Here is a 26,687-nt window from a genome sequence, read left to right as displayed (position 1 = left end):
TGCCGTTCGGCACGCGATTCCTGACCCCGCACGAAAGAGAGCCCCGGGTGGCTGCACGCCTGTTCACGTCCGAGTCCGTCACCGAGGGGCACCCCGACAAGATCTGTGACCAGATCTCCGACTCGATCCTCGACGCGATGCTCCAGCAGGACCCCCGCGCTCGCGTCGCCGTCGAGACGATGGTCACGACCGGGCTCGTCCACGTCGCCGGCGAGGTGACGACCGAGGCCTACGTCGAGATCCCCAAGATCGTGCGTGACACCGTTCTCGGCATCGGCTACGACAGCTCGACCAAGGGCTTCGACGGCGCCTCCTGCGGCGTCGAGGTCTCGATCGGCCAGCAGAGCCCGGACATCGCGCAGGGCGTCGACACGGCATACGAGAGCCGCACCGGTGGCGTCGACCCGCTCGACAAGCAGGGTGCCGGCGACCAGGGCCTCATGTTCGGCTACGCCTGCGACGACACCGCCGAGCTCATGCCGCTGCCGATCTTCCTGGCGCACCGCCTCTCCGAGCGCCTCACCGCCGTCCGCAAGTCCGAGGAGCTCCCCTACCTGCGGCCCGACGGCAAGACCCAGGTGACGATCGGCTACGAGGGCGACAAGGCGGTCCGCCTCGACACCGTGGTCCTCTCGACCCAGCACGCCGACGGCATCTCGCTCGACGGCCTGCTGAGCCCCGACATCGAGAAGCACGTCATCGCCCCCGTCCTCGCCGAGCTCGCCGAGACCGGCACCGACCTCGACACGAGCGACTACCGCTCGCTCATCAACCCGACCGGCACCTTCGTCATCGGTGGCCCGATGGGCGACGCCGGTCTCACCGGCCGCAAGATCATCGTCGACACCTACGGCGGCATGGCCCGCCACGGTGGTGGCGCCTTCTCGGGCAAGGACCCGTCGAAGGTCGACCGCTCCGCCGCCTACGCCACCCGCTGGGTCGCCAAGAACGTCGTCGCCGCGGGTCTCGCCCGCCGCTGCGAGGTCCAGGTCGCCTACGCCATCGGCAAGGCCCAGCCCGTCGGCATCTACGTCGAGACCTTCGGCACCGAGGCCGTCCCCGCCGACAAGATCCAGGACGCGATCCTCTCCGTCTTCGACCTGCGCCCGGCCGCGATCCTCGACGCGCTCGACCTGCTCCGCCCCATCTACAAGCCGACCGCCGCCTACGGCCACTTCGGCCGCACGACCGCGGACGGTGTCAACGACCCGTTCACGTGGGAGCGCACCGACCGCGTGGAGGACCTCCAGCGCGCGGTCAAGGGCTGACCCTGACCACCGACGCCTCAGGCCCGCTCCTCCTCGCCCACGACGACGAGGGGAGCGGGCCCGTCGTCGTCCTGCTTCATGCGGGCGTCGCCGACCGTCGCATGTGGGCGCCCGTCACGGCGTCGCTCGCAGCCGACCACCACGTCGTCGCTCCGGACCTGAGGGGGTTCGGCGGCACGCCGCTGCCGGGTGAGGCCTATGCCGACGCCGACGACGTCGTGCACCTTCTCGACGCGCTCGGCATCGAGCGGGCGGCCGTCGTCGGTGCCTCCTTCGGCGGGCGCGTCGCCCTCGAGCTCGCCACCCGCCACCCTGACCGCGTGGCTTCGCTCGTCCTGCTCTGCGCGGCCCACCGCGGGCTCAACGTCACGGACCCCGTGCTCCTCTCGTTCGGAGAGCGCGAGGACGCCCTGCTCGAGGCGGGCGACGTCGAGGGCGCGACCGCCCTCAACGTCGAGACGTGGGCCGGGCCGGACATGACCGCCGCGGCCCGCGACGACCTGACCGCGATGCAGCGACGGGCCTTCGAGGTCCAGCTCGCCGCCGACGAGCTCGACCCACCGCCCCAGCCCGAGCGCGTCGAGGTCGAACCGGCCGACGTCGCACCGCCGACCCTCGTCGTCTCCGGCGCGCACGACGTCCAGCACTTCCGCGACCTGGCGGCGCTGCTGGCCCGCGAGATCCCCGGTGCCGAGCTCGTCGAGCTCGACTGGGCCGGGCACCTCCCCGCGCTGGAGCGCCCGCACGACACCACGGCGCTGCTCCGGACCCGGCTCGGCGGCTGACCTGTCCGGACGGTCGTCTAGTTTCGGAGCATGACCGGGCCGGGTGAGGGGACGCAGCTGGAGCTCATCCAGCCGTCCGTCCGGTCGCGGCCCAAGCCGGTCTCCGGGGGCGAGCCCGTCACCGAGACCGACCCGGTCGCGTCGGTCCTCGTCGACACCGGCCTCGCCCACCTCGACCGCCCGTTCGAGTACCTCGTCCCCGCTGCGATGGCCGACGGCGTCGCGCCCGGCGTGCGGGTCAAGGTGCGCTTCGCCGGTCAGGACCTCGACGGCTTCGTCGTCTCGCGCGCCGCCGACGCCGAGCACGAGGGCAGGCTCGCGGTCATCCGGCGTCTCGTCTCGCCCGAGCCGGTGCTCACCCCGTCGGTCCTCGAGGCGGCACGAGCCGTCGCCCGGCGGCAGGGCGGCGTCGTCGGCGATGTCCTCCGGCTCGCCGTCCCGCCCCGCCACGCCGCCGCCGAGAAGGCGCTGCCCGTCGACGCGCCCGAGACCGAGCCGCCCGAGACCGTCGACTCGCTCGCCTGGAGCCGGTATGCCGGCGGGCCGGCCTTCCTCTCGCACCTCACCTCGGGCGGGTCCCCGGCGGCGTCGCTGCTCGCGGCTCCGACGGTCGAGCCCGACGAGGACTGGCCGCGCCTGCTCGCCGACGCTGCCGCCGCGGCGCTCGCCGGCGGGCGCGGCAGCATCCTCGTCGTCCCCGACGGGCGCGACGTCGCCCGGGTCGAGGAGGCGCTCACCCGCCGGGTCGGCAAGGGCCACCACGTCCGCCTCACCGCCGACCAGGGACCGCAGGCGCGCTACACGGCATACCTCAAGGTCCTGCGCGGGCACGTGCGGATCGTCGTCGGGACGCGGGCGGCGACCTTCGCACCCGTGCACGACCTCGGGCTCGTCGCCTGGTGGGACGACGGCGACGACCTCCACGACGAGCCGCGGGCGCCCTATCCGCACGTCCGCGAGGTCGCTCGGATCCGGGCGGGCATCGAGGGTGCGGCCCTGCTCGGCGCCGGGTTCACGCGCACGGCAGCCGTCGCGCAGTGGTGTGCTGACGGTGTCGTCGTGCCCCTCGGAGCCGACCGCTCACTGCTGCGCCGGGTCGTCGCGCGGGTGCGGGTGGCCGGTGAGGGCGCCGACCTCGCCCGCGACCCGGCCGCCGCACGGGCCCACCTGCCGTCGGCGGCGTGGCAGGCGGCCAAGGAGGCTCTGGAGCGGGGGCCGGTCCTCGTGCAGGTGCCGCGTCGGGGCTACCTGCCCACGCTGTCGTGCCAGGACTGTCGGCGCCCGGCCCGCTGCCGCATCTGTGCCGGGCCGCTCGGGCTGCGTGGTCCGGGCCAGCCGCCGACCTGCCGCTGGTGCGGCGCGGTGGAGACGAGGTTCGAGTGCCCGAACTGCGGGTCCCCGCGGCTGCGGTCCTCGGTCGTCGGTGCGCGACGGACCGCCGAGGAGCTCGGCCGCGCCTTCCCCGGGGTCCCCGTGGCGACCTCGGGCGCCGGCAACGTCGTCGACCACGTCGACGACCGGCCACGGCTCGTCATCTCCACGCCCGGGGCCGAGCCGGTCGCCGAGGGCGGCTACGCCGCCTGCCTCCTGCTCGACGCGTGGGCGCTGCTCGACCGCTCGTCGATGGACGCGGGGGAGGAGGCTCTGCGCCGGTGGATGGGTGCGGTCGGCCTCACCCGTGGCGCGGCGGACGGCGGTCTCGTCGTCCTCGCCGGCGCGCCCTCGCACGCCACCGTGCCCGCCGTCGAGGCGCTCGTGCGCTGGGACCCGGTCTGGTTCGCGGACCGCGAGCTCGAGGAGCGCCGCCAGCTCTCGCTGCCGCCGACGTCCCGGGTCGCCACGCTCACCGGCCCGAGGGCGGCGCTGCGCTCCGCCGTCGACGAGATGCGGCTGGGGTCCTCGGTTCGGGTGCTCGGCCCCCTGCCCGTCGAGGGGGAGACCGAGCGCCTCGTGCTCACCACCACGCTCGCCGACGGGCCCGAGCTCGCGGCGGAGGTCGCGGCCATGCGGGCTCGCCGGTCGGCGCGCAAGGACACCGCGCCGCTCGTCGCCCGGCTCGACCCGCGCGACCCTGCGGGCTGAGCGTCGCCGCACACGACGGCCGCCCCCCGCTGGTGCCGGAGCACATGGCCAACCCGTCGTCGGGGCACGTACGGTCCGGCCATGGGTGACATCGTCGACGCCGGTGGGGTTCGTCAGCACGTCCGGACCTGGGGACCGGAGGACGGCGTGCCCGTCCTCCTCCTGCACGGCAACTGCTCCTCCGGTGGCTACTGGGAGCCGTTCGTGCGCGACCACCTCGGCGCCGACGGGCGGTGGAGGGTCGTGGCGCCCGACCTGCGCGGTTTCGGCTACAGCGAGCCCGCCCCCGTCGACGCGACGCGCGGCCTGCGGGACTTCGCCGACGACGTCGCCGCGCTCGTCGACGCGGCCTTCGCCCCCGGTGCCCGCCCCGTCGTCGTCGGGCACTCCATGGGGTGCGGTGTGGCGATGCAGTATGCCGTCGACCACCCCGAGCGGGTCGCCGGTCTGCTCCTCACCGCCCCGCTCTCGCCCTACGGCTTCGGTGGCACCCGCGACCTCGACGGCACCCCGACGACGGACGACTTCGCCGGCACCGGCGGTGGCACCGTCAACCCCGACTTCGTCGCGCGCATCGACGCCGGCGACCGCAGCGGCGACGAGCCGACGAGCCCTCGCAACGTCATGCGGACGGCATACGTCGCGGACCCGGAGGTCTTCGGCGACGACGAGGACGCCCTCGTCGAGACGGTGCTGTCGACGGCGACGGGCGACGACCACTACCCGGGTGACTCGGTGCCGAGCGAGAGCTGGCCGATGGTCGGCCCGGGCACGCGTGGAGTGGCCAACGCGATGAGCCCGCGTTGGTTCCGGGTGGCCGAGGCCCTCGTCGACCTCGACCCGAAGCCGCCGGTCGAGTGGCTGTGGGGCACCGCCGACGCGATCGTCAGCGACACCTCGCTCTTCGACATGGCGCACCTCGGCCAGCTCGGCGTCGTGCCTGGCTGGCCCGGCCTCGACGCGTGCCCGCCGCAGCCCATGGTGGGCCAGACCCGGGCGGTCCTCGAGCGCTACGCCGACGCGGGCGGCGCCTTCACCGAGACGCGCCTCGAGGGGTGTGGGCACTCGCCGCACCTCGAGCGTCCTGCCGAGGTGCGTGCCGCGCTCGAGCGGCTCGCGTCCGGCGGGGAGCGCTGACCCGACGCCGGCGCACGCTTCGTAGACTGACGGCGTGACGAGCGAGCGCTGGCAGACCCGATGAGGCTGGTCTTCGCCGGCACCCCCGAGACCGCGGTGCCCGCCCTCGAGGCGCTCCTCGCCTCCGACCACGAGGTCGTCGCCGTCGTCACCCGGCCCGACGCCCGCGCCGGTCGCGGGCGCACGCTGCACCCGTCGCCGGTCAAGTCGGTGGCGGTCGAGCGCGGCATCGAGGTTCTCACGCCGACCTCGCCGAAGGACGCCGAGTTCCAGGCCCGGTTGCGCGAGATCGCGCCGGACGCCTGCCCCGTCGTCGCCTACGGCGCGCTCCTGCCGCCCGAGGTCCTCGACGTGCCCACCCACGGCTGGGTCAACCTCCACTTCTCGGTGCTGCCCGCCTGGCGCGGCGCGGCACCCGTGCAGCGGGCGATCATGGCCGGCGACGAGGCGACCGGCGCGACGACCTTCGTCATCGAGGAGGGCCTCGACACCGGCCCCGTCCTCGGAATCATGACCGAGGCGATCCGCCCCGACGACACCTCGGGCACCCTGCTCGACCGCCTCGCGCACGCCGGCGCCGGGCTGCTCGTCGCGACGATGGACGGCCTCGCCTCCGGCGACCTGGTGCCCGTGCCGCAGCCCGCCGAGGGTGTCTCGCACGCCGCCAAGCTCACGACCGCCGACGCGCAGGTCACGTGGACCACCCCCGCGTATGCCGTGCACCGCCACGTCCGCGGGTGCACCCCCGCTCCCGGCGCGTGGACGACCTTCCGTGGCGAGCGCCTCGGGGTCGGTCCGGTCACGCTCGCCGACGCCGACGCCGAGGTCGCGGCACGTCCGGACGGCACGGCGCTGGCGCCCGGCGAGATCCTGGCCACGAAGCGCGCGGTCCACGTCGGCACCGTCGCGGGCGCCGTGACGCTCGGTGAGGTCCGCCCGCAGGGCAAGAAGCCGATGGCCGCCGCCGACTGGGCCCGTGGGGTGCGGATCGACGCGGGCGAGGCCTTCGCCACCGCCACTACGCTGTCCTGATGCCCGCACCGGACCAGCGCCCCCAGTCCCGCCGTCCCCAGGGCGGCGGCGCCCGTGGTGGCCAGCGCGGCAGCCAGCGCTCGCGCCAGAGGCCGAGCGACCGGGCCAAGCACGCCGAGCCCGCACGGTTCGCGGCCTACACGCTGCTGCGGGCCGTCGCCGATGGCGCCTACGCCAACCTCGAGCTGCCGGCGATCCTCCGCCGTCACCGGCTCGACACGCGCGACGCCGCCTTCGCCACCGAGCTCGCCTTCGGGACGCTGCGGATGCAGGGCTTCTACGACGCCGTCATCGAGCGGGCAGCCGACCGGCCGACGTCGAAGATCGACGGGGGAGTCCTCGACGTCCTGCGGCTCGGCGCCCACCAGCTGCTCGGCATGCGCGTGCCTCCCCACGCCGCGGCCGACCAGACCGTCGGGCTCGCGCGCACTGTGAGTGGTGCCGGGGCCAGTGGCTTCGTCAACGCCGTGATGCGCAGGGTGAGTGAGCGGACCCGCGAGGAGTGGGTCACCGAGGTCGTCCCCGAAGGCGGGTCGACCGGGGCCCTGGCCGTCGAGTACTCCCACCCGGAGTGGGTCGTCAGCGCACTGCGCGGGGCGCTGCTCGGGCACGGGCGGGCGACCGCCGAGACGGTCGACGCCGAGCTGCGAGCGCTGCTCGAGAGTGACAACACCCCGGCCAAGGTGAGTCTCGTGGCCCGTCCCGGCCTCGCGACGGTCGACGAGCTCGTCGACGCCGGTGCGACGGCGAGCGAGACCTCGCTGCACGGCGCGGTCCTGGGCTCGGGCGACCCCGGCGCCATCGCCGCGGTGCGGGAGCGACGGGCCGCGGTGCAGGACGAGGGATCGCAGCTGCTCGCGGTCGCGCTCGCGACCGCGCCCGTCGCGGCGGACGTGCCGGCACGGTGGCTCGACCTCTGTGCGGGTCCCGGCGGCAAGAGCGGCGTCCTCGGGGCGCTCGCGCTCCGGGCGGGCGCCGACCTCGTCGCGGTCGAGGTGAGCGAACACCGCGCGGAGCTCGTGCGCTCGACGCTCGGGCCGGTGGCGACCCTGGCGAAGGAGACCGGCCGCACGGTCGAGGTGCGGACCGCGGACGGCCGCGAGGTCGGCGAAGGCGAGCCCACGGCATACGGGCGGGTCCTCGTCGACGCGCCGTGCACGGGGCTCGGCGCGCTCCGTCGGCGACCGGAGGCGCGCTGGCGGCGCCAGCCGGGTGACCTCGCGCAGCTCGGACCGCTCCAGCGCGACCTGCTGCGCAGCGCGCTCGACGCCGTCGCACCCGGTGGGGTCGTGGGCTACGCGACGTGCAGCCCGCACCCGGCGGAGACGACGTTCGTCGTCCGTGACGTCATCAAGAAGCGCGACGACATCGAGGTCCTCGACGCGCGGGAGCTCTTCCGCGACGCCTCGGGCGAGGTCCTGCACGACCTCGGCGACGGGCCCGAGGTGCAGCTCTGGCCGCACGTCCACGGCACCGACGCGATGTTCCTCACCCTGCTGCGCAAGAAGGCCTGACGGCTCAGGCCGCCGTCGGCCGCCGTGGATAGGGTGAGCGCCGTGCAGATCTCACCGTCGATCCTCTCCGCCGACTTCGCCAACCTCCAGTCCGAGCTCGACGCGATCTCGAACGCCGACTGGGCGCACGTCGACGTCATGGACAACCACTTCGTCCCCAACCTCACGCTGGGGCTGCCGATCGTCGAGGCGCTGCTCAAGGTCTCACCGATTCCGCTCGACTGCCACCTCATGATCGAGGACCCCGACCGGTGGGCGCCGGGCTACGCCGAGGCGGGGGCGCAGTCGGTCACCTTCCACGTCGAGGCGGCGAAGGACCCGCGCACGCTCGCGCGCACGCTGCGTGCCGCCGGCGCCCGGGCGGGCATGGCGATCAAGCCGGGCACGGCCTGGACGCCCTACGAGGAGCTGCTGCCTGAGCTCGACATGGTGCTCGTCATGACCGTCGAGCCCGGGTTCGGCGGCCAGTCGTTCATGGCCGACCAGATGCCCAAGGTGGAGCAGGTCCGTGAGTCGGTGCGACGCCGCGGTGGCGAGATCTGGGTCCAGGTCGACGGCGGCGTCTCGGCGAAGACCATCGAGCAGTGTGCGGAGGCCGGCGCCGACGTCTTCGTCGCCGGGTCGGCGGTCTACGGCGCCGAGTCCGCGGCGGCTGCCGTCGACGAGCTCCGGGCCCTCGCCGCGTCGCACGCCCACCGCTCGTGACCGAGGCGGCGTTCGGCTCGCTGGGCCCTGGTGAGGTCGTGCGCGGTCGAGAGGTCGTGGGGGAGGAGCTGAGCGGTCTCACGTGGGAGGGCGCCTCGCTCGTCGGGTGCACGTTCGAGGAGGTCACCTTCACGGGCTGCAACCTGTCGATGACCAAGCTCACCGACACGAGGTTCGTCGACTGCACCTTCGTCGGCTGCAAGATGCTCGCGGTGAACTGGACGGCCACCGGCGCGGGCTCGATGCTCGCGCAGCCGCTGCGGTTCGAGCGGTGCCGCCTCGACGGGACGACGTTCGCCGGGCTCGACCTCACCGGCTTCGTCTTCCGGGACTGCCAGCTCACCGATGTCGACCTCACCGAGGCCGACCTGCGCCGTGCCGACCTCGGCGGGAGCGACCTGTCGGGCGCCCGGTTCTTCGAGACCGACCTGCGCGAGGCGGACCTGCGCGGCACCCGCGGGCTCGCGCTCGACCCGCGCCAGAACCGGCTCAAGGGCGCCCGCATCGACCTCGACGCGACGCCGGGCCTGCTCGAGGTCTTCGGCCTCACCGTCGGCTGAGCCCGTCAACGTCCCGCAAGGTGACGGCCTGGCCACCAGAGCTGCGGACGCAAGCGGTCGGGGGGCGGACGGCATACGCCAACGTCCGGCACGGTGACGGCCTGGCCACCACAGGTGCGGACGCAAGGGAGGGCGCCGCGGGAGACGAGGGTCACGGCGGACGGGAGTTCGGCGTGAGGCCCCGGCTGCGGCATACTGGACGACGACGTGCTCCGGGGTCGGTGCAATTCCGAACCGGCGGTGACAGTCCGCGACCCGACCGCAGCCAGCGGCCGGTTGACTGGGTGGAACTCCCAGACCGACGGTGAGAGTCCGGATGGTAGGCAGCACGTGACAGCGAGGCCCGAGAGGGTCGCGCCGTCCGGCGTTCTGCACGAACCGTGCGCGACCGTCGGCGGCGCCACGTCGCCCGCACGTCCCCCGGAGCTCGACCGACAGGTCTCGAGCACGAGGGCAGGACGCATGGAGCAGACGAGCAGCACCGACGAGCAGTGGATGCGTCATGCGCTCGTGCTCGCCGAGCGCGGCCCGGAGGCCGACCCCAACCCGCGCGTCGGCTGCGTCCTCGTCGCCCCCGACGGCACCCTCGTCGCCGACGGCTGGCACCGCGGGGCGGGCACCCCGCACGCGGAGGCGGCGGCCCTCGCGGCCGCGGGTGCGCGCGCGGCCGGCGCGACGGCATACGTGACGCTCGAGCCCTGCCACCACACGGGCCGCACGGCTCCGTGCTCGCAGGCGCTGGCGGACGCCGGCGTCACCCGCGTCGTGTATGCCGTCCCCGACCCGAACGCCGCGGCCGCCGGTGGCGCGTCGTGGCTGGCGGAGCAGGGCGTCGCCACCGAGCCCGGCCTGCTCCGCGACGAGGCCACCGAGCTCAACCGCTCATGGCTGCACCGGGTGCGCACCGGCCGGCCGTGGGTGACGTGGAAGCTGGCGACGACGCTCGACGGTCGCAGCGCCGCCGCCGACGGGACGAGCATGTGGATCACCGGGCCGCAGGCACGCGCGGACGTCCACGACCACCGGGCCCGCTGCGGCGCGATCCTCGTCGGGACCGGGACCGCGCTGGCCGACGACCCGCACCTCACGGCGCGCCACCCCGACGGCACCCTGCGCGAGCACCAGCCGCTCCGGGTCGTCATGGGCCAGCGCGACCTGCCCCCGGGCGCGCGGGTCTTCGACGACGCCGCACCCACCGTGCACCTGCGCACCCGCTCACCGCGAGAGGTCCTCGCGCACCTCGCCGGGAGCGAGGTCCACCACGTCTGGCTCGAGGGCGGGCCGACCGTCGCCGCGGCCTTCATGGCCGACGGGTTCGTCGACGAGATCATCGCCTACGTCGCGCCCGTCCTCCTCGGCCGTGGACGCCAGTCGGTGAGCGACCTCGGCATCACGACCATGGCCGACGCCCTCCGGCTCGACCCGACCGACACGCGGATCATCGGCGACGACGTCCGCATCACCGCCGTCCTCCAGGAGTCCCACTGATGTTCACCGGAATCGTCGAGGAGCTCGGTCGCGTCGACCGCGTCGAGCTCGGTGAGGAGTCGGCGCGGCTCACGCTGCGCGGACCGCTCGTCACGAGCGACGCCGTCCACGGCGCCTCAATCGCCGTCAACGGCGTCTGCCTCACCGTCGTCGAGCACGACGTCGAGAAGGGCTGGTTCACCGTCGACGTCATGGCCGAGACGCTCGCCCGCACGGACCTCGGCGACCTCGCCGCCGGCGCCCCTGTCAACCTCGAGCGCGCCATGGCCGCCTCGGCCCGCTTCGGCGGCCACATCGTCCAAGGGCACGTCGACGGCACCGCGACCGTCGTCGAGCGGGTGCCCGGCGACCGCTGGGAGGTCGTGACCTTCACCCTGTCGCCGGCGCTCGCGCGCTACGTCGTCGAGAAGGGCTCGATCACCGTCGACGGCGTGAGCCTCACCGTCTCCGATGTCACCGAGCGCACGTTCAGCGTCTCGCTCATCCCGACGACCCTCGCGATGACGACGTTGGGGTCCAAGGCCGTCGGCGACACCGTCAACCTCGAGGTCGACGTCCTCGCGAAGTACGTCGAACGGCTCCTCGCCGGCCGCACCCTCCCTGCCGACCTGCCCACTCCTTCCACGACCTCGGAGGTCCACGCATGAACATCCTCGAGCGCCTCTTCGAGGCCCAGCTGACCATCGGCAGCTCGCACATCCTCTGGCGCGAGGTCGTCGGCAACCTCTTCGGCTTCGCGTCCGCCATCGGCGGCATGCGTCGCCGCGTGTGGGCGTGGCCGGTCGGCATCGTCGGCAACCTGCTCCTCTTCACCGTCTTCTTCGGCGTCGCCTTCGCCAACCCGCAGCAGCAGACGCTCTACGGCCAGGCCGGGCGGCAGGTCTTCTTCATCGTCACGAGCGTCTACGGGTGGTGGCGCTGGCAGGAGCACCGCAAGGCCCGCGGCGCCGACGCCCCGGCGATCACGCCCCGCTGGGCGACCGTGCGCGAGCGCGCGGCCTACCTCGGCGTGTGGGCCGCCGGCCTCGTCGTCGGCCAGTGGGTCTTCGCGACGATCGGTGCCAACTGGCCCGCGCCGCGCTGGTACTTCTGGTGCGACGCATGGATCTTCGTCGGCTCGATGCTCGCGACCTACGCGATGGCCCGCGGCTGGAACGACTTCTGGCTCATGTGGATCGCCGTCGACCTCGTCGGGGTGCCGCTGCTGTGGCACTCGAAGTTCTATCCGTCCGCGGTCCTGTATGCCGTCTACGGCGCCCTCGTCCTCTACGGCTTCACGGTGTGGCTCAGGGCATCCCGCACCGAGCGTGACCCCGACCGCGAGCTGACCGAGGCCGTGCGATGACCCGGCTCTCGACCATCGAGGAGGCGCTCGACGCCCTGCGCGTCGGCCGGCCCGTCCTCGTCACCGACGACGCCGACCGCGAGAACGAGGGCGACGTCGTCCTCGCCGCGCAGACCCTCACCGACGAGTGGATGGCGTGGACGATCCGGCACTCGTCGGGCTACGTCTGCGCGCCCATGACCGACGCCGTCGCCGACCGCCTCGACCTGCCGCTCATGGTGAGGGACAACGCGGACCGGCTGCGGACGGCATACACGGTCACGGTCGACGCTGCGGAGGGCGTGACGACGGGCATCAGCGCGGCCGACCGCGCCCTCACCGTGCGGCTGCTCGCCGACCCGACCGCCACGGCGACCGACCTCGTGCGTCCCGGCCACGTCGTGCCGCTGCGCGCCCGCGACGGGGGAGTGCTCGTCCGGCGCGGCCACACCGAGGCGGCCGTCGACCTCTGCCGGCTCGCGGGCCTCGCACCCGTCGGCGCCATCGCCGAGCTCACCCACGACGACGGCTCGATGATGCGGCTGCCCGCCGTTCTCGACCTGGGCGCCGAGCACGACCTGCCCGTCGTCACCATCGAGCAGCTCGTCGCGCACCGGCAGCGCCACGACCGCGTCGCCCGGCACGCGAGCACCACCCTGCCGACGCCGGACGGGACGTTCACGGTGCATGCCTACCGCGACACGCTCACCGGCGACGAGCACCTCGCCCTCGTGAGCCCGCGCGGCCTCGGCGACGGGCCGGTCCTCACGCGCCTGCACAGCGAGTGCCTCACCGGCGACGTCTTCGGCTCGGGACGCTGCGACTGCGGGCCCCAGCTCCGCCGTGCCCAGACCCGGGTCGCCCGCGAGTGCGGTGTCGTCGTCTACCTGCGCGGGCACGAGGGGCGCGGTGTCGGTCTCGCCGACAAGATCGCCGCGTATGCGGTGCAGGACACCGGGATCGACACCGTCACTGCCCAGGTGGAGCTCGGCCTGCCGGTCGACGCTCGGGACTACGCCGCGGCGACGGCGGTCCTCCACGACCTCGACGTCGCGTCGGTCCGCCTCCTCACGAACAACCCCGACAAGGTCGGCGCCGTGCGCGACGCCGGCATCGAGGTGGCCGCCGTCGAGCGGCTCCAGGTCGCGCCGGTCGCGACGAACGCGGCCTACCTGCGCACCAAGCGCGACCGGCTCGGCCACGACCTCGTGCTGGGCCACGACTCCACCACCGCCACCGAGGAGAGCGCATGAAGGCCGGAGCACCCGAGGTCACCGTCGACGGGACCGGGCTGCGGGTCGCCGTCATCGCCGCGTCGTGGCACGACGTCGTCATGGACGGGCTCATCGCCGGCGCGACCAGGGCGCTGACCCAGGCCGGGATCCCCGACGCCCCGGTCATCCGCGTCCCCGGCACCGTCGAGCTCTCGGTCGCTGCCGCGCGCCTCGCCCCCACCCACGACGCTCTCGTCGCGCTCGGTGTCGTCATCCGCGGCGGCACCCCGCACTTCGACTACGTCTGCAGCGGCGTCACCCACGGCCTCACCGACGTGAGCACCCGCACCGGGGTGCCCGTCGGGTTCGGCGTCCTCACCTGCGACACCGAGGAGCAGGCCCTCGACCGGGCCGGTCTCGAGGGGTCGAGCGAGGACAAGGGCGCCGAGGCCGCGCTCGCCGCCGTCGCGACCGCGGTGACGCTGCAGGGTCTCGCAGCCCGTCCGCGTGCCGGGGCATGACCTCGCCCCTCGTACGATTGACGCCGTGAAGACCTTCGACGCCCTGTTCGCCGAGCTCACCGACAAGGCTGCCGCCCGTCCCGAGGGCTCGGGCACCGTGGCGCAGCTGGACGCCGGCGTGCATGCCATCGGCAAGAAGATCGTCGAGGAGGCCGCCGAGGTGTGGATGGCCGCCGAGCACGAGAGCGACGAGCGGGCGGCCGAGGAGATCTCGCAGCTGCTCTACCACCTCCAGGTCCTCATGGTCGCCAAGGGGCTCACCCTCGACGACGTCTACACCCACCTCTGACCCGCTAGGCCACCCATGCTGCGCATCGCCGTCCCCAACAAGGGCTCGCTCGCCGAGCCCGCCGCCGAGATGCTGCGCGAGGCGGGCTACCGCACGCGCCGCGACTCCAAGGAGCTCGTTGTCACCGACGAGGCCAACTCGGTCGAGCTCTTCTACCTCCGTCCCCGCGACATCGCCGTCTACGTCGGCTCCGGCACCGTCGACTGCGGCATCACCGGCCGTGACCTCCTGCTCGACTCGGGCAGTGCCGCGACCGAGGTCATGACCCTCGGCTTCGGGGGCTCGACCTTCCGGTATGCCGGCCGCCCCGGTTCGGTCTCCTCGCTCGCCGACATCGCCGGTCGCCGCGTGGCGACGAGCTACCAGGGCCTCGTCGAGAAGCACCTCGCCGACCACGGCGTCCAGGCCGAGGTCGTCCGCCTCGACGGCGCGGTCGAGACCGCGATCACGCTCGGCGTGGCCGACGTCATCGCCGACGTCGTCGAGACCGGCGCGACCCTGCGCAGCCAAGGGCTCGAGGTCTTCGGCGACCCGATCCTGCGCAGCGAGGCGGTGCTCATCCGGCGCGACGGCAGCCACGACGAGTCCGCCGTCGAGGTGCTCCGCCGCCGCATGCTCGGCGTCGTCACCGCGCGCCACTACGTCATGCTCGACTACGACGTCCCGGCCGCCCTCGTCGACGAGGCCTGCGCGATCACGCCGGGTCTCGAGTCTCCGACGGTCTCGAGCCTGCAGAACCCGGAGTGGAAGGCCGTGCGCGCCATGGTCCCGCGCTCGGGCACCAACCAGGTCATGGACCGTCTCTGGGAGATGGGCGCGCGCGCCATCCTCGTCACCGACATCGCCGCGTGCCGTCTGTGACCGAGCAGGGGCACGGCGGCGCGACCGGCGGACCCGGCTCCGGGGACGCCTCGGGTCCGGTCTCGCGCGAGCCCTTCCGGTCGCGCCGCGGACGCGTCATGGCGATGGTCATGGCCGCGGTCTCGCTCGTGCTCTTCGTCGTCCTCGCCCTGCTCGTCTCGGGCGTCGACGAGGGCGGCTGGGTCATCGCCGACCGGCTCATGATGGCCGTCATCGGCCTCGGGCTCGCGCTCGTGCTGTGGCGCTGGGCCGCCATCAAGGCCGTGCCGGGCGACACCGGGCTCATGGTGCAGAACCTCCTCGGGCAGCGGCACATCCGCTGGTCCGAGATCCGCGACGTCACCTTCGACGAGGGCGACCCGTGGGTGAGCCTGCACCTCACCGACACCGAGACCGTCGCCGTCATGGCGATCCAGCGGGCCGACGGCCCCTCGTCGCGCAGCGAGGCCCAGCGCCTGGCCCACCTCGTCGCCGAGTCCCGCCGCGCCTGACTCGCACCCCCCCGTGCCGAACGAGGGGAATTCCTGAGTTGCGCACACCCCGCGCGTGCCGAACGAGGGGAATTGGTGAGTTGTGCGCGGGCGTGACAGGTCAGCGGACGGGTGGTCGGCTGGGTCGCAGCAGCAGCGCGAGGCCGAGCTGGGCGAGCATGAGCACGGCGAGCACGAGCCAGATCGAGGAGTAGTCCCCTGAGAGGTCGCGCACCGCGCCCATCGTCGTCGGACCCATCGACGCCACGGTGTAGGAGACGAGGAAGGCCATCGCGGTGAAGCGGGCCGCGGCGGCGGGCGAGCCGGCATACCGGACGAGCAGGACCAGGCCGATCGCGAACGACGCACCCTGCGCGACGCCGAGCAGGACCGCCCACACCCACGGCGCGGCGTCGGGTGCCGCCCACACACCAGCCTGTCCGGCGAGCCCGCACAGCGCCGCGGCCACGAGGGGCACGCGCCAGTCGCCGACCCGGTCGGTGACCGCCGGTCCGACGAGCCCCGACACGAACTGCGCCCCGGTGAAGACCGAGAGCAGGAGGCCGGCGTCCTGCGCCTCCCAGCCGTGCCCGACGTAGGTCGGCGACAGCCAGGCCAACGACGAGTAGAACTGCCACGACTGCACGGCGAGGAAGCCCGCGACGCACCACGCGGTGCCGCTGCGCCACGGAAGTCGGTGGCTCGAGTCCGGCGGGTGCTGGTCGTGGTCGCCGCCGTGGTGCACCGCCCGGTCGACGGGCAGCCAGAGCGCGAGGCCGACGACCGCGAGTAGCCCCCAGAAGCCGAGCGCGAGGTCCCAGTCGCCGAGGGCGCCCGCCAGCGGCACCGACACCGCTGCCGCGACGGCCGCGCCGCCCATCATCGCGAACATCTGCAGCCCGGTCGCCAGTCCGGCCCGCCCCGGCGGGAACGACGCCTTGACCATGCCGGGCAGCAGCGTGCCCGCGAGGGCGATGCCGGCGCCGGCGCAGAGGGTGCCGAGATAGAGCGCGGGCACCTCGTGGCCCAGCGTCCGGACGAGGTTGCCGGCGGCGACGGCGACCATGGCGATCGAGATGCACCGCGCCACACCGAGCCGCAGCCCGAGCCGCGCCGATGCGGGGGCGAGCAGCCCCATGCAGAGCACCGGCAGCGTCGTGAGCACACCGAGCCAGACCGAGCTGAGGCCGAGGTCCTCGCGGATGCGGGGGAGCAGGGGCGGGAGCGAGGTCATGAGGGTGCGCATGCTCAGCGAGACCGCGACGACACCGAGGACGACGAGCCACAGCGGGGGACCGGTGTGAGGTGTCGGGGGCGGAACGGGATCGGTGAGTGACCGGTGCCCGGGGAGAGTGGGCCGGTCGTGCGGAACGGGAGGAATTGGCGAGCTGTGCACGGGCGCCGCACCCTCGGCGGTGTCGACGGCGAGGTCGGCATCGGTGCGCCCGGAAGACACCCTCCAGAGCCGGCGCTCCTGGTCGGCCCACTCGTCCCAGTGGCGCTCGAAGACCTCGCCGTCGCGGGCGATGGCCCGCACGTGTCGCTCGTCGTCGGGCGCCTCGACCCAGACCCGGGCCGACGCCGAGTCGCCGGCGATGGCGAACGCGCCCACGCCCTCGAGGACGACGAGGTCCGCACGCGGCACGGCGCACGCCGGGCCCGCCACGTCCTCGTCCCAGTCCCACGTCGGGTGGCTGGCCGGCTCGCCCTCGACCCACGCGGAGACGAGGGAGGCGCGCGCGAGGTCCACGGTCTCGAGGACGCCGGTCCAGCCCTGGTGCATGTCGTCGACGTGGAGGACGAGAGCGCCGAGGTCGTCGCCGAGCCGCGCGGCGAGCGTCGTCTTGCCGGAGCCGCTCGGGCCGTCGACCGCGACGACCGTCACCGACCCGGCCCGGGCGCCGCGTTCGGCGACGAGGCGCCGGACCTCGTCCCTGAGGTCGTCCACGTCCGTCACCGTCTCGACTGCCACATGGGCAACCCTAGGTCGGCTCCTCGTCGACGTCGTCGTCGACCACCTCATGGTCGTCCCGATGGCCGCGGTCGCGCCCGGAGACCGGCACGAGCTCGGCCGCCTCGTCGACGGGCATCCCGGTGAGCACGAGGAGGTCGACGACCATCGACCGCACCTGCGCCCGGATCACCTCGCCGGACAGCCCCGACCCGGCGTCGATGACGGTGCTGCGCTCCCCGAGGCGATGCAGACCGGCTCGCGCCGCCGTCGGCTCATGGCGCTCGTGCAGCTCGCGCGCGATGTCGTCGCACGACCTCGCGAGGTCGTCGAGGAGAGCGGTGTATGCCGGTGGGATCACCTCGCCGCGCCGCGTCCCGACGAGTGCACGGCGGACGAGCACCCGCAGGTTGCGGATGGCGCGGTCCAGCGGCTCGAGGAGGTCGGCGACGGCCTGCGCGCCGGGGAGGTGGCGCCTCCGGAAGGGCGAGAGCCGCACGACCGCCACCCCCTCGGAGGCGAGCGACCGGAGCTCGTCGAGCATCCCCTCCGACGCCCGCGCCCGCTGGAGGGTCGCGCCCGCGAGCTCGCCGTCGTCGGTGCGGATGACCGTGGCGGTCTGGCGCAGGATCGCCGAGATCTCCTCGACGACGAACGCGGCCTTCTGCCGAGGCCGCTGGAGCCCGGTCGCCGGCACGAGGACGCTGATGACGAGGGCCACGCCGCCGCCGATGACGGCGTCGACCCACCGGGTGAAGGCCTGCCCGGGCGCGGCGAGAAGGGTCGTGATGATCGCGGCCTGGACCCCCGCCTGGATCGTCATGAGGATGCCGGCGCCGACGAGCGAGGCGATCGTCATGGCGAGGACGACGACGACGAGCAGCTGGGGCACGCCGTTGCCGAAGAGGTGGGCGAAGAGATCGCCGACGAAGACACCGAGCGCGACACCGATCATCACCTCGACGGCGCGACGGACCCGCTGCCCGTAGGACATGCCGAGCGTGATGATCGCGGTCACCGGGGCGAAGAACGGCATCCGGTGGTCGAAGACGTCGCCGGCGAGCCACCACGCCAGCGCCGCGCCGACGCCGCACTGGAGGATGAACGCGATCCGGCTCTGGAGCCGGTCGGTGCGGATCCGCGCCTCGGACCGCGAGCGCCGGGCGACGCGGGCGGGCAGGTCGGAGGCGGACGGCATACGAGGCATCATCTCCCGCCGGATAGCCTGCCCACGTGAGCGTCGCCATCCGTGTCATCCCGTGTCTCGACGTCGACGCGGGCCGCGTCGTCAAGGGCGTGAACTTCGAGAACCTGCGTGACGCCGGCGACCCCGTCGAGCTCGCCCGCTCCTACGGCGAGCAGGGCGCCGACGAGCTGACCTTCCTCGACGTCACGGCGAGCAGCGGCGACCGGGCGACGACCTACGACGTCGTGCGCCGCACCGCCGAGCAGGTCTTCATCCCGCTGACGGTCGGCGGGGGAGTGCGCACGGTCGACGACGTCGACCGCCTCCTGCGCAGCGGGGCCGACAAGGTCGGCGTCAACACCGCGGCGATCGCCCGCCCAGAGCTCATCGCCGAGACCGCGGACCGCTTCGGCTCGCAGGTCCTCGTCCTCTCCGCGGACGTGCGTCGGCGCCGTGGCGACGACGGCAGCGTCACCGACGACGTCGAGGTGACGACCCACGGCGGCCGCACCGGCACCGGCCTCGACGCCATCGAGTGGTGCGTGCGCGCGGCCGAGCTCGGTGCCGGCGAGATCCTGCTCAACTCGATGGACGCCGACGGCACCAAGGCCGGGTTCGACCTCGACCTCATCGCGCGGGTGCGTCGCGAGGTGACGATCCCCGTCATCGCGAGCGGTGGTGCGGGCGCCGTCGAGCACTTCGCGCCGGCCGTGCGGGCCGGGGCCGACGCCGTCCTCGCCGCGAGCGTCTTCCACTTCGGCGACCTCACGATCGGCGAGGTCAAGGACGCGCTGCGCGCCGACGGCCAACCGGTGCGCTGACGAGCGGGGCCGGCAGACCGCGACGCTGCTCAACGCAGCTGCACGACGCAGAGTCCGACGAGGACCAGCGCGAGCACGGCGTAGACGCCGGTGATGACAAGCCGTCCCTGACCGTGGTTCGCGACGCGCGTCCCCTCGAGCACCTCGCCGGAGCGGGTCCAGGCGAGGACCGGCATGACGAGGACGAGCAGCGCGATGAGCCCCGCCGCTCCGCCGATGCCCCAGCTGCCGAAGAACGTCCACACCCCCGTGATGGGCCCGACCCCGTCGTCCCACCAGTAGTGGAAGCCGCCGTTGGCGTCCGCCGCCGCGCGCACGGTCCGGCCCGCGGCCGGGAGGGCGCTCAGCCCGCCGACGACGAGTGCGCTGACGACCGCCGACGGCAGCGGTGCGCTGATGCAGGCGAGGAAGAGCCGGGTCGGCAGTGGCATGTCCGTGTGCCGCCAGACGAGCTCGAGGACCGCCCACGCCGACACGACGGCGGGCGCGGCGGTCGGCACGAGCAGCCCGAGGCCGTCGCCCCCGGCGTCCCCCATCGACCGCCACGTCGTCACGACGGCCAGCGCACCGAGCAGCGCGGTGAGCGCCCACAGCCAGGGCGAGAACTCGTCGCGCAGCGCGGTGAGGACCCGTGGGCCGCCTGAGCGCGCGGGCACCTCAGAGACCGAGGCGCGCGGCGCCGAAGGCCGCCACGGCGTCCTCTGGCCCGTCCACCTCCACGTCGGCGGCGCTGCGACGCCCGTATGCCGTGAGCAGCACCTCGACCGGCGCGCCGGTCACCGTGACGGTCGCCTCACCGCTGCCCGCCGTGAGGGTGCGACGCCCGGGGGAGTGCAGCTCGACGGCGGCCGGGACCCGGCGGAAGAGGAGGCGGCCCATCCGGGACAGGAGCGACCACACGGCGGACTCGAGGTGGGCCGAGGGCTCACGCCGGGGGCCGGTCGCGCCGTCGCCTCGGAGGACGTCCTCGTGGTGGATGACCATCTCGGCGAGGTTCATGGCGTTGTCGACCGCGCCGAGCTTCGCGGGGTGCCAGGCCGGCGGGCCGGAGCGGACCGCCTCGACGAGGTCCGTCCACGGCTGCGCCGCGACCCGGGACTGCTCGCGCTCGGTGCGGCCGGCGAGGAACGGCACCCAGATGCCGGAGGCGAGGTCGGGTCGACCCTCACGGACGACGAGGTGCGCCGCGAGGTCGCGGGTGGTCCACGGCATACAGAGGGTGGGTGCGTCGGGCCCCACGGCCTCGAAGGTGTCGCAGAGGGCGAGGCGCTCGGCGCGCGCGATGGGCGTGGAGCCGGAGGTCATGGGCCCATCCTCGCGCCTCGGTGCGGGCGCGGCACAATGGCGGGCGTGCCCGACCTCGACCCCGCCGTCTCCCGCCGCCTCCGCTTCGACGACTCCGGCCTCGTCGCCGCCGTCGTCCAGCAGCACGACACCGGTGAGGTCCTCATGCTCGGGTGGATGGACGCCGAGGCGGTCCGCCGGACGCTCACCGAGGGACGCGTGACCTTCTGGTCGCGTAGCCGCCAGGAGTACTGGCGCAAGGGCGACACCTCCGGGCACGTGCAGTTCGTGCAGTCCGTCGCCGTCGACTGCGACGGCGACGCCCTCCTCGTCCGGGTCGACCAGGTCGGCGCGGCCTGCCACACGGGGGACCGCACGTGCTTCGACGCCGGCGCCCTCGAGGTCGTCGTCGGGGAGGCCCGGCGGTGACGACCCCGCAGCCCTCGCCCGACCTCTCCTTCGGCGCCACCTGGCCCTCGCTCCCGCTCTTCCAGGTGCTCGCCGAGGACCGCCGCGTCATCCCCGTCGTCCGCCGCCTCATGGCCGACGCCGAGACGCCGGTCGGGCTCTACCGCAAGCTCGCCCAGAACCGGCCCGGCACCTTCCTCCTCGAGTCCGCCGAGCACGGTGGCGTGTGGAGCCGCTACTCGATCATCGGCGCCGCGAGCCGGGCCACCCTCACCGAGAAGGACGGCGAGGTGCACTGGATCGGCGAGCCACCCGTCGGGGCGCCGACGACCGGTCTCGCCACCGACGCCCTGCGCGAGACGGTCACCGCGCTGGCGACCGACCCGATCCCCGGGCTCCCGCCGCTCACCGGCGGCATGGTCGGGATGATCTCCTACGACGCCGTGCGCCGCTGGGAGCGCGTCCCGTCGACGACACCCGACGTGCTGCACCTCCCCGAGATCGCGATGATGCTCGCGACCGACCTGGCGGTCCTCGACCACGCCGACGGCTCGGTGCTGCTCATCGCCAACGCCGTCAACTACGACGCCACCGACGAGCGGGTGCAGGACGCGTGGACCGACGCCGTCGCGCGCCTCGACGCGATGACGCACGACCTCGCGGCGAGCGCGGAGAGCACCGTGTCGGTCGTCGACGCCGAGCAGGTCGACGCGGCGATGGACGGCGTAGGCGCCAACCTCACCCGAGACGACTACGAGGCGATGGTCGAGAGCGCCAAGGAGGACATCCGCGCCGGCGAGGTCTTCCAGGTCGTCCTCTCCCAGCGCTTCTCGATGCCGTGCCCCGCGGACGCGCTCGACGTCTACCGGGCGCTGCGGGCGGGCAACCCCAGCCCCTACATGTACCTCTTCCGGTTCAGGCGACCGGACGGGACGGCATACGACGTCGTCGGCAGCTCGCCCGAGGCGCTCGTCAAGGTCACCGGCAGCCAGGCGATCACCCACCCCATCGCCGGGTCGCGCCCGCGCGGCAAGACGCCCGAGGACGACGTGCGGCTCGCCGAGGACCTCCTCGCGGACCCCAAGGAGCGCTCCGAGCACGTCATGCTCGTCGACCTCGGTCGCAACGACCTCGGGCGCGTGTGCCGGCCCGGCACCGTCGACGTCGTCGAGTTCATGGACGTGCGCCGCTACAGCCACGTCATGCACCTCGAGTCGACGGTCGTCGGCGAGCTGCGCGAGGGCGTGCGCGCCTACGACGTGCTCGTCTCGACGTTCCCGGCCGGGACGCTGTCGGGTGCGCCGAAGCCGCGGGCGCTCGCGCTCATCGAGGGCTACGAGCCGTCGCGCCGTGGGGTCTACGGCGGTGTCGTCGGCTACCTCGACTTCCACGGCGACCTCGACATGGCCATCGCCATCCGCACCGCTCTGCTCGACGGCGGCACGGCCCACGTCCAGGCGGGTGCCGGCATCGTCGCCGACTCGGTGCCGCGCGCGGAGTACGACGAGTGCGTCGCCAAGGCCACCGCCGCGCTGCGGGCCGTCGCCACCGCGTCCGCGCTGAGGAAGGTGCCGTGAGCATGCTGCGACGCCGTGGCGTGCTCATCCTGCTCGTCGTCCTGGGGGCGCTCGTCGTCATCGCCACCGCCTCGCGCACCTGGGTGAGCGGCTCGGTCGACGACGTCGTCCTCGGTCAGACCTCGGTGTCCGCCAGTGGGTCCGAGGTCGCCGGGGGAGTGGTCGCGCTCGCCCTCGTCGTCGTCGCCGGTGCGGTGGCGTCAGCGACCGCCGGCCCGCGTGCGCGTGTCGTCGCCCTCGTCCTCACGCTGCTCGCCTCGCTCGGCGGGGTGGCCCTCGTCGCCCGGGTCCTCCTCGACCCCGACGCGGCCCTCGGGCCGGTCGCCGCCGCGGCTGCCGGACGGACCGGGTCGATCGAGACGCATGCCGCCGCCAACGCGTGGCCGTGGACGGCGACGGCCGGCTTCGTCCTCGCCGGTCTGGCCGTCGCCGGCCTCGCCCGGGCCCGACGCGCCGCGCCCGGGCTGTCGTCGCGCTACGAGGCGCCGGGCCGCTCGTCAGCCAGCGACTGGGACCAGCTCACCGCCGGCGAGGACCCGACCGATGTCGGCCCGAGCTCGCGAGAATGACACAATGACGCACGACCGACCCACTTCTCACGGAGGCATCCATGGCTGACCACGACGACGACCACCACGGCCACAGCCTCGCTGCCTGGGTCATGGTCGGGGTGGTGCTCCTCGGCTCGGCCGTGGTCTCCATCGGCATCGTCATGTGGAGCCTGGTCGTGAGTGTCATCGGTGTCGTCGTCATCCTGGCCGGCCTCGTCGCCGGCAAGGTGCTCGCCCTCGCGGGGCACGGCGTCGACGGCGCGATTGCCCGCGCCGACGGCAACCTCTCCTGAGCCCGCGCGCATGACCACCGTGCTCGACGCCATCGTCGCCGGTGTGCGCGAGGACCTCGCCGTCCGCACCGAGGCGGTCAGCCAGTCCGACCTCGAGCGACGCGTCGCCGACGTCCCGGCCGCGATCGACGCCGAGGAACGCCTCCGCGCGCCGGGCCTCTCGCTCATCGCCGAGGTCAAGCGGGCCAGCCCGAGCAAGGGCGAGCTCGCCGAGATCGCCGACCCCGCCGCCCTCGCCGCGACCTACGCCTCCGCCGGTGCCACGGCGATCAGCGTGCTCACCGAGCAGCGCCGCTTCCGGGGCAGTCTCGACGACCTCGACAGCGTGCGCGCCGCCGTGCAGGTGCCGGTGCTGCGCAAGGACTTCATGGTCACCGACTACCAGCTCTGGGAGGCGCGCGCCCACGGCGCCGACATCATCCTCCTCATCGTCGCCTCCCTCACCGACGCCGAGCTGGCGCGGATGCACGCCCTCGCCCGTGAGCTCGGCATGACCGCGCTCGTCGAGGTCCACGACGAGGGCGAGACCCAGCGCGCCGTCGATGCCGGTGCCTCCGTCATCGGGGTCAACGCCCGCAACCTCAAGACCCTCGAGGTCCACCGCGACACCTTCTCGCGCCTCGCCCCGCTCATCCCGCCGGGCGTCGTCAAGGTCGCCGAGTCCGGCATCACCGGAGCGGACGACGCCGGGATGTATGCCGTCCAGGGCGCCGATGCCGTCCTCGTCGGCGAGGCGCTCGTCAAGGGTGCCGACCCGGCCGCGGCCGTGCGCGACATCCTCGCGGCAGGTGCGGCGTGAGCACTGCGGACGCCGGCTCCACCGGCACCGACACCGCCGGACGCTTCGGGGCCTTCGGCGGGCGCTACGTCCCCGAAGCCCTCGTGCCCGCTCTCGAGCAGCTCGACGCGGCGCGCAAGGCCGCGATGGAGGACCCCACCTTCCTCGCCGAGCTCGACGAGCTCCACCGGACCTACACCGGCCGGCCCAGCATCATCACCGAGGTGCCCCGCTTCGCCGCCCACGCCGGCGGCGCCCGGATCATCCTCAAGCGCGAGGACCTCAACCACACGGGCTCGCACAAGATCAACAACGTCATCGCCCAGGCGCTGCTCACCAAGCGCATGGGCAAGACGCGGGTGATCGCCGAGACGGGCGCCGGCCAGCACGGCGTCGCCACGGCCACCGCGGCCGCGCTCATGGGCCTCGAGTGCCGCGTCTACATGGGCAAGGTCGACACCGAGCGCCAGGCGCTCAACGTCGCCCGCATGCGCATGCTCGGGGCCGAGGTCGTCGCCGTCGAGCACGGCAGCGCGACCCTCAAGGACGCGATCAACGAGGCGCTGCGCGACTGGGTGACCAACGTCGAGCACACGCACTACCTCATCGGCACCGTCACGGGGCCGCACCCGTTCCCCGAGATGGTGCGCGACTTCCACCGCATCATCGGCGTCGAGGCGCGCGAGCAGGTGCTCGAGCTCACCGGACGGCTGCCCGACGCGGTCGTCGCCTGCGTCGGTGGCGGATCCAACGCCATGGGCATCTTCCACCGGTTCATCGAGGACGAGGGGGTGCGCCTCGTCGGCGTAGAGGCCGGGGGAGAGGGCCTCGAGGGCCGGCACGCCGCCCGCTTCGCCAGCGCCGTCCCGGGCGTGCTGCATGGTGCGATGAGCTACCTCATGCAGGACGAGGACGGCCAGACGATGGAGTCGCACTCCGTCTCGGCGGGCCTCGACTACCCGAGCGTGGGGCCGGAGCACTCGTTCCTGCGCGACTCGGGTCGGGCGGACTACGTCTATGCCACCGACGAGCAGGCGATGGAGGCGTTCGCGCTGCTGTGCCGCACCGAGGGGATCATCCCGGCGATCGAGTCGGCGCACGCCCTCGCCGGAGCCCTCGTGCTGGGTCGCGAGCTCGGACCCGACGGGACCATCCTCGTCAACCTCTCCGGGCGCGGCGACAAGGACATGCACACGGCGGCCGAGTGGTTCGGTCTCGTCGACCGGGATCCCGGGGCCGAGACGGTGCCGGAGGGCACGTCCGACGACCCGGGCGCCACCGGCGACGGGCGGACCCAGCTGTGAGCGCCGGGCTCGGGGTCTCCGACGTCCTCGCCCGTTGCCGCGAGGAGGGGCGGGCCGCCCTCATCGGCTACCTCCCCGTTGGCTTCCCCGACGTCGAGGGCTCGATCCGTGCCATGGTCGCGATGGTCGAGTCCGGCGTCGACATCGTCGAGGTCGGACTGCCCTACTCCGACCCGCTCATGGACGGCCCGGTCATCCAGCACGCCGCCGAGACGGCGCTGGCCGCCGGGACCCACGTCGTCGACGGCTTCCGCGCGACGCGCGCCGTCCGGGACGCGGGCGCGCCGGCGCTCGTCATGAGCTACTGGAACCTCATCCTGCGTCGCGGCGTCGACCGGTATGCCGCGGAGCTGGCTGCTGCCGGCGGCGCCGGCCTCATCACGCCGGACCTCATCCCCGACGAGGCCGAGGAGTGGATCGCGGCCAGCGAGCGCGAAGGGCTGGACCGGGTCTTCCTCGTCGCGCCGAGCTCGACGCCGGAGCGGCTCGCGCGGGTCACCGACTCCTGCCGCGGCTTCGTCTACGCCGCCTCGACGATGGGCGTCACGGGGGAGCGGTCGAGCGTCGGCTCCTCGGCGCGGGACCTCGTCGAGCGCACCCGCGCCGTCACGGACCTGCCGGTGTGCGTCGGCCTCGGGGTGTCCAACGGCGACCAGGCTGCCGAGCTGGCCGGCTACGCCGACGGGGTCATCGTCGGCACGGCCTTCGTCCGGGTGCTCTCCGGCGAGGGGGAACTCGGTGCCCGTCTCGACACGTTGCGCGAGTTGACGGCCGACCTGGCCCGGGGAGTGAGGGAAGGAGCGCGGTGAGCAGGCGTGTCGCGGACGGTCTCGGGTCGATCGCCCGTCTCGTCCTCGGCGTCGTGTTCGTCGTCGCCGGTGGCCTCAAGGTCACCACCCCCGAGGCGTCCGCCAAGGCCACGCAGGCCTACCAGGTGCTCCCGCACGACGTCGCCGCCTACGTCGGCTACGCGCTGCCCATCGGCGAGGTCATCCTCGGGCTGCTGCTCCTCCTCGGGCTCTTCACCCGCGTCTCCGCTGTCGTCACCTCGCTCCTGCTCGTCGTCTTCATGGCCGGCATCGCTCAGGCGTGGGCCCGCGGCCTCACGATCGACTGCGGCTGCTTCGGCGGCGGCGGCACCGTGGCGGCCGACGAGACGTCCTACCTGCCGCGCATCCTCGAGGACGTCGGCATGCTCGCGTGCGGGCTGTGGCTGTCGCGGCGGCCCTCGTCGCACCTGTCCCTCGACCGCGCGCTCTTCCGCGCCCCCTGACCCGACTGACC

29 protein-coding genes and 1 riboswitch are annotated in these 26,687 nt (G+C 73.9%); of the genes, 25 read left to right on the top strand and 4 right to left on the bottom strand.

The features are described 5' to 3' along the window. Window positions 1-47: 47 nt before the first annotated feature. From metK to ACOJV7_RS13400, 16 genes are all read left to right on the top strand, one after another. The gene (metK, locus tag ACOJV7_RS13475) at window positions 48-1,268 is read left to right on the top strand and encodes a methionine adenosyltransferase (protein WP_420190724.1); all 1,221 of its coding nucleotides are present in this window, start codon (window positions 48-50) and stop codon (window positions 1,266-1,268) included. Then, window positions 1,265-2,053 (top strand): alpha/beta fold hydrolase, encoded by a 789-nt coding sequence (locus ACOJV7_RS13470; protein ID WP_420190785.1) that lies wholly within the window; start codon window positions 1,265-1,267, stop codon window positions 2,051-2,053. The genes metK and ACOJV7_RS13470 overlap by 4 nt, the downstream gene beginning before the upstream one ends. Before the next feature lie 30 nt (window positions 2,054-2,083). Next, window positions 2,084-4,135 carry a primosomal protein N' gene (locus ACOJV7_RS13465; protein ID WP_420190723.1) on the top strand — a complete coding sequence of 684 codons (2,052 nt, stop codon included), beginning with the start codon at window positions 2,084-2,086 and terminating at the stop codon, window positions 4,133-4,135. A gap of 81 nt (window positions 4,136-4,216) precedes the next feature. Then, on the top strand, window positions 4,217-5,272 hold the full coding sequence (locus tag ACOJV7_RS13460; protein WP_420190722.1) for an alpha/beta hydrolase: 1,056 nt from the start codon (window positions 4,217-4,219) through the stop codon (window positions 5,270-5,272). A gap of 60 nt (window positions 5,273-5,332) precedes the next feature. Next, on the top strand, window positions 5,333-6,304 hold the full coding sequence (fmt, locus tag ACOJV7_RS13455; RefSeq protein ID WP_420190721.1) for a methionyl-tRNA formyltransferase: 972 nt from the start codon (window positions 5,333-5,335) through the stop codon (window positions 6,302-6,304). Beyond that, window positions 6,304-7,818, top strand: a complete 1,515-nt coding sequence (locus ACOJV7_RS13450) for an RsmB/NOP family class I SAM-dependent RNA methyltransferase (RefSeq protein ID WP_420190720.1) — start codon at window positions 6,304-6,306, stop codon at window positions 7,816-7,818. The genes fmt and ACOJV7_RS13450 overlap by 1 nt, the downstream gene beginning before the upstream one ends. A gap of 42 nt (window positions 7,819-7,860) precedes the next feature. Then, window positions 7,861-8,523: a ribulose-phosphate 3-epimerase gene (gene rpe / locus ACOJV7_RS13445; RefSeq protein WP_420190719.1), complete on the top strand. Its 663-nt coding sequence runs from the start codon at window positions 7,861-7,863 to the stop codon at window positions 8,521-8,523. Then, a complete protein-coding gene (locus tag ACOJV7_RS13440) occupies window positions 8,520-9,083 on the top strand; it encodes a pentapeptide repeat-containing protein (protein ID WP_420190718.1) in 564 nt (187 codons plus the stop codon). Before rpe ends, ACOJV7_RS13440 begins: the two co-directional genes overlap by 4 nt. A gap of 203 nt (window positions 9,084-9,286) precedes the next feature. Continuing rightward, a riboswitch (FMN riboswitch) is annotated at window positions 9,287-9,417 on the top strand. 128 nt (window positions 9,418-9,545) lie between these two features. Then, the gene (gene ribD, locus ACOJV7_RS13435; protein ID WP_420190717.1) at window positions 9,546-10,571 is read left to right on the top strand and encodes a bifunctional diaminohydroxyphosphoribosylaminopyrimidine deaminase/5-amino-6-(5-phosphoribosylamino)uracil reductase RibD; all 1,026 of its coding nucleotides are present in this window, start codon (window positions 9,546-9,548) and stop codon (window positions 10,569-10,571) included. After that, window positions 10,571-11,218, top strand: a complete 648-nt coding sequence (locus tag ACOJV7_RS13430; RefSeq protein ID WP_420190716.1) for a riboflavin synthase — start codon at window positions 10,571-10,573, stop codon at window positions 11,216-11,218. Before ribD ends, ACOJV7_RS13430 begins: the two co-directional genes overlap by 1 nt. Beyond that, window positions 11,215-11,916: a nicotinamide riboside transporter PnuC gene (gene pnuC / locus ACOJV7_RS13425; RefSeq protein ID WP_420190715.1), complete on the top strand. Its 702-nt coding sequence runs from the start codon at window positions 11,215-11,217 to the stop codon at window positions 11,914-11,916. Before ACOJV7_RS13430 ends, pnuC begins: the two co-directional genes overlap by 4 nt. Beyond that, window positions 11,913-13,148 carry a 3,4-dihydroxy-2-butanone-4-phosphate synthase gene (gene ribB / locus ACOJV7_RS13420; protein WP_420190714.1) on the top strand — a complete coding sequence of 412 codons (1,236 nt, stop codon included), beginning with the start codon at window positions 11,913-11,915 and terminating at the stop codon, window positions 13,146-13,148. The genes pnuC and ribB overlap by 4 nt, the downstream gene beginning before the upstream one ends. After that, complete coding sequence (ribH, locus tag ACOJV7_RS13415) at window positions 13,145-13,630, top strand: 6,7-dimethyl-8-ribityllumazine synthase (protein ID WP_420190713.1); 486 nt, start codon at window positions 13,145-13,147, stop codon at window positions 13,628-13,630. The genes ribB and ribH overlap by 4 nt, the downstream gene beginning before the upstream one ends. A gap of 25 nt (window positions 13,631-13,655) precedes the next feature. Next, on the top strand, window positions 13,656-13,919 hold the full coding sequence (locus ACOJV7_RS13410) for a phosphoribosyl-ATP diphosphatase (protein WP_420190712.1): 264 nt from the start codon (window positions 13,656-13,658) through the stop codon (window positions 13,917-13,919). A 15-nt stretch (window positions 13,920-13,934) separates the two neighbouring features. Beyond that, complete coding sequence (gene hisG, locus ACOJV7_RS13405) at window positions 13,935-14,780, top strand: ATP phosphoribosyltransferase (RefSeq protein WP_420190711.1); 846 nt, start codon at window positions 13,935-13,937, stop codon at window positions 14,778-14,780. Continuing rightward, the gene (locus tag ACOJV7_RS13400) at window positions 14,768-15,271 is read left to right on the top strand and encodes a PH domain-containing protein (protein WP_420190710.1); all 504 of its coding nucleotides are present in this window, start codon (window positions 14,768-14,770) and stop codon (window positions 15,269-15,271) included. Before hisG ends, ACOJV7_RS13400 begins: the two co-directional genes overlap by 13 nt. 100 nt (window positions 15,272-15,371) lie before the next feature. On the opposite strand, the gene ACOJV7_RS13395 is transcribed toward ACOJV7_RS13400, so the two are convergent. After that, on the bottom strand, window positions 15,372-17,198 hold the full coding sequence (locus tag ACOJV7_RS13395; RefSeq protein ID WP_420190709.1) for an MFS transporter: 1,827 nt from the start codon (window positions 17,196-17,198) through the stop codon (window positions 15,372-15,374). A 34-nt stretch (window positions 17,199-17,232) separates the two neighbouring features. Beyond that, window positions 17,233-18,399: an FUSC family protein gene (locus ACOJV7_RS13390; RefSeq protein ID WP_420190707.1), complete on the bottom strand. Its 1,167-nt coding sequence runs from the start codon at window positions 18,397-18,399 to the stop codon at window positions 17,233-17,235. 35 nt (window positions 18,400-18,434) lie between these two features. Here ACOJV7_RS13390 and hisF point away from each other — a divergent pair, with 35 nt between their 5' ends. After that, the gene (gene hisF, locus ACOJV7_RS13385; RefSeq protein ID WP_420190706.1) at window positions 18,435-19,208 is read left to right on the top strand and encodes an imidazole glycerol phosphate synthase subunit HisF; all 774 of its coding nucleotides are present in this window, start codon (window positions 18,435-18,437) and stop codon (window positions 19,206-19,208) included. Between the two features lie 29 nt (window positions 19,209-19,237). On the opposite strand, the gene ACOJV7_RS13380 is transcribed toward hisF, so the two are convergent. Both ACOJV7_RS13380 and ACOJV7_RS13375 read right to left on the bottom strand, forming a co-directional pair. Next, window positions 19,238-19,864: a hypothetical protein gene (locus ACOJV7_RS13380; RefSeq protein ID WP_420190705.1), complete on the bottom strand. Its 627-nt coding sequence runs from the start codon at window positions 19,862-19,864 to the stop codon at window positions 19,238-19,240. Window position 19,865: 1 nt separating this feature from the next. After that, window positions 19,866-20,513, bottom strand: coding sequence for a TIGR03085 family metal-binding protein (locus ACOJV7_RS13375; protein WP_420190703.1), 648 nt, complete (start codon window positions 20,511-20,513; stop codon window positions 19,866-19,868). Window positions 20,514-20,549: 36 nt separating this feature from the next. On the opposite strand from ACOJV7_RS13375, the gene hisI reads away from it, so the two are divergent. The 8 genes from hisI to ACOJV7_RS13335 are packed head-to-tail and all read left to right on the top strand — an operon-like array spanning window position 20,550 to window position 26,676. Beyond that, window positions 20,550-20,921: a phosphoribosyl-AMP cyclohydrolase gene (hisI, locus tag ACOJV7_RS13370; protein WP_420190702.1), complete on the top strand. Its 372-nt coding sequence runs from the start codon at window positions 20,550-20,552 to the stop codon at window positions 20,919-20,921. Continuing rightward, the gene (locus tag ACOJV7_RS13365; RefSeq protein ID WP_420190701.1) at window positions 20,918-22,477 is read left to right on the top strand and encodes an anthranilate synthase component I; all 1,560 of its coding nucleotides are present in this window, start codon (window positions 20,918-20,920) and stop codon (window positions 22,475-22,477) included. The genes hisI and ACOJV7_RS13365 overlap by 4 nt, the downstream gene beginning before the upstream one ends. A gap of 2 nt (window positions 22,478-22,479) precedes the next feature. Then, window positions 22,480-23,046 (top strand): Trp biosynthesis-associated membrane protein, encoded by a 567-nt coding sequence (locus ACOJV7_RS13360; protein WP_420190784.1) that lies wholly within the window; start codon window positions 22,480-22,482, stop codon window positions 23,044-23,046. Window positions 23,047-23,087: 41 nt separating this feature from the next. Continuing rightward, a complete protein-coding gene (locus ACOJV7_RS13355) occupies window positions 23,088-23,321 on the top strand; it encodes an HGxxPAAW family protein (RefSeq protein ID WP_420190700.1) in 234 nt (77 codons plus the stop codon). A 10-nt stretch (window positions 23,322-23,331) separates the two neighbouring features. Further along, window positions 23,332-24,120: an indole-3-glycerol phosphate synthase TrpC gene (gene trpC / locus ACOJV7_RS13350; protein ID WP_420190699.1), complete on the top strand. Its 789-nt coding sequence runs from the start codon at window positions 23,332-23,334 to the stop codon at window positions 24,118-24,120. Next, window positions 24,117-25,403, top strand: a complete 1,287-nt coding sequence (gene trpB / locus ACOJV7_RS13345) for a tryptophan synthase subunit beta (protein WP_420190698.1) — start codon at window positions 24,117-24,119, stop codon at window positions 25,401-25,403. The genes trpC and trpB overlap by 4 nt, the downstream gene beginning before the upstream one ends. After that, window positions 25,400-26,212, top strand: coding sequence for a tryptophan synthase subunit alpha (gene trpA, locus ACOJV7_RS13340; protein WP_420190697.1), 813 nt, complete (start codon window positions 25,400-25,402; stop codon window positions 26,210-26,212). The genes trpB and trpA overlap by 4 nt, the downstream gene beginning before the upstream one ends. Beyond that, window positions 26,209-26,676, top strand: a complete 468-nt coding sequence (locus tag ACOJV7_RS13335) for a MauE/DoxX family redox-associated membrane protein (RefSeq protein WP_420190696.1) — start codon at window positions 26,209-26,211, stop codon at window positions 26,674-26,676. Before trpA ends, ACOJV7_RS13335 begins: the two co-directional genes overlap by 4 nt. The last annotated feature ends 11 nt before the right edge of the window (window positions 26,677-26,687 follow it).

Origin of the sequence: Knoellia tibetensis (genome assembly GCF_048606415.1) — a bacterium.
GTDB classification, from domain to species: domain Bacteria; phylum Actinomycetota; class Actinomycetes; order Actinomycetales; family Dermatophilaceae; genus Knoellia; species Knoellia tibetensis.
Note: the sequence above shows the minus strand (reverse complement) of the source record. Positions and strands in the feature narration are given on the sequence as shown.

Bases quoted from the DNA above. Each gene is read 5' to 3' on its own strand.
- ACOJV7_RS13465 (WP_420190723.1), top strand. From the start codon at position 2,084: ATGACCGGGCCGGGTGAGGGGACGCAGCTGGAGCTCATCCAGCCGTCC.
- ACOJV7_RS13460 (WP_420190722.1), top strand. From the start codon at position 4,217: ATGGGTGACATCGTCGACGCCGGTGGGGTTCGTCAGCACGTCCGGACC.
- fmt (WP_420190721.1), top strand. From the start codon at position 5,333: ATGAGGCTGGTCTTCGCCGGCACCCCCGAGACCGCGGTGCCCGCCCTC.
- ACOJV7_RS13450 (WP_420190720.1), top strand. From the start codon at position 6,304: ATGCCCGCACCGGACCAGCGCCCCCAGTCCCGCCGTCCCCAGGGCGGC.
- ribD (WP_420190717.1), top strand. From the start codon at position 9,546: ATGGAGCAGACGAGCAGCACCGACGAGCAGTGGATGCGTCATGCGCTC.
- ACOJV7_RS13430 (WP_420190716.1), top strand. From the start codon at position 10,571: ATGTTCACCGGAATCGTCGAGGAGCTCGGTCGCGTCGACCGCGTCGAG.
- pnuC (WP_420190715.1), top strand. From the start codon at position 11,215: ATGAACATCCTCGAGCGCCTCTTCGAGGCCCAGCTGACCATCGGCAGC.
- ribB (WP_420190714.1), top strand. From the start codon at position 11,913: ATGACCCGGCTCTCGACCATCGAGGAGGCGCTCGACGCCCTGCGCGTC.
- ribH (WP_420190713.1), top strand. From the start codon at position 13,145: ATGAAGGCCGGAGCACCCGAGGTCACCGTCGACGGGACCGGGCTGCGG.
- hisG (WP_420190711.1), top strand. From the start codon at position 13,935: ATGCTGCGCATCGCCGTCCCCAACAAGGGCTCGCTCGCCGAGCCCGCC.
- ACOJV7_RS13390 (WP_420190707.1), bottom strand. From the start codon at position 18,399: ATGCCGTCCGCCTCCGACCTGCCCGCCCGCGTCGCCCGGCGCTCGCGG.
- ACOJV7_RS13375 (WP_420190703.1), bottom strand. From the start codon at position 20,513: ATGACCTCCGGCTCCACGCCCATCGCGCGCGCCGAGCGCCTCGCCCTC.
- hisI (WP_420190702.1), top strand. From the start codon at position 20,550: ATGGCGGGCGTGCCCGACCTCGACCCCGCCGTCTCCCGCCGCCTCCGC.
- ACOJV7_RS13360 (WP_420190784.1), top strand. From the start codon at position 22,480: ATGCTGCGACGCCGTGGCGTGCTCATCCTGCTCGTCGTCCTGGGGGCG.
- ACOJV7_RS13355 (WP_420190700.1), top strand. From the start codon at position 23,088: ATGGCTGACCACGACGACGACCACCACGGCCACAGCCTCGCTGCCTGG.
- trpC (WP_420190699.1), top strand. From the start codon at position 23,332: ATGACCACCGTGCTCGACGCCATCGTCGCCGGTGTGCGCGAGGACCTC.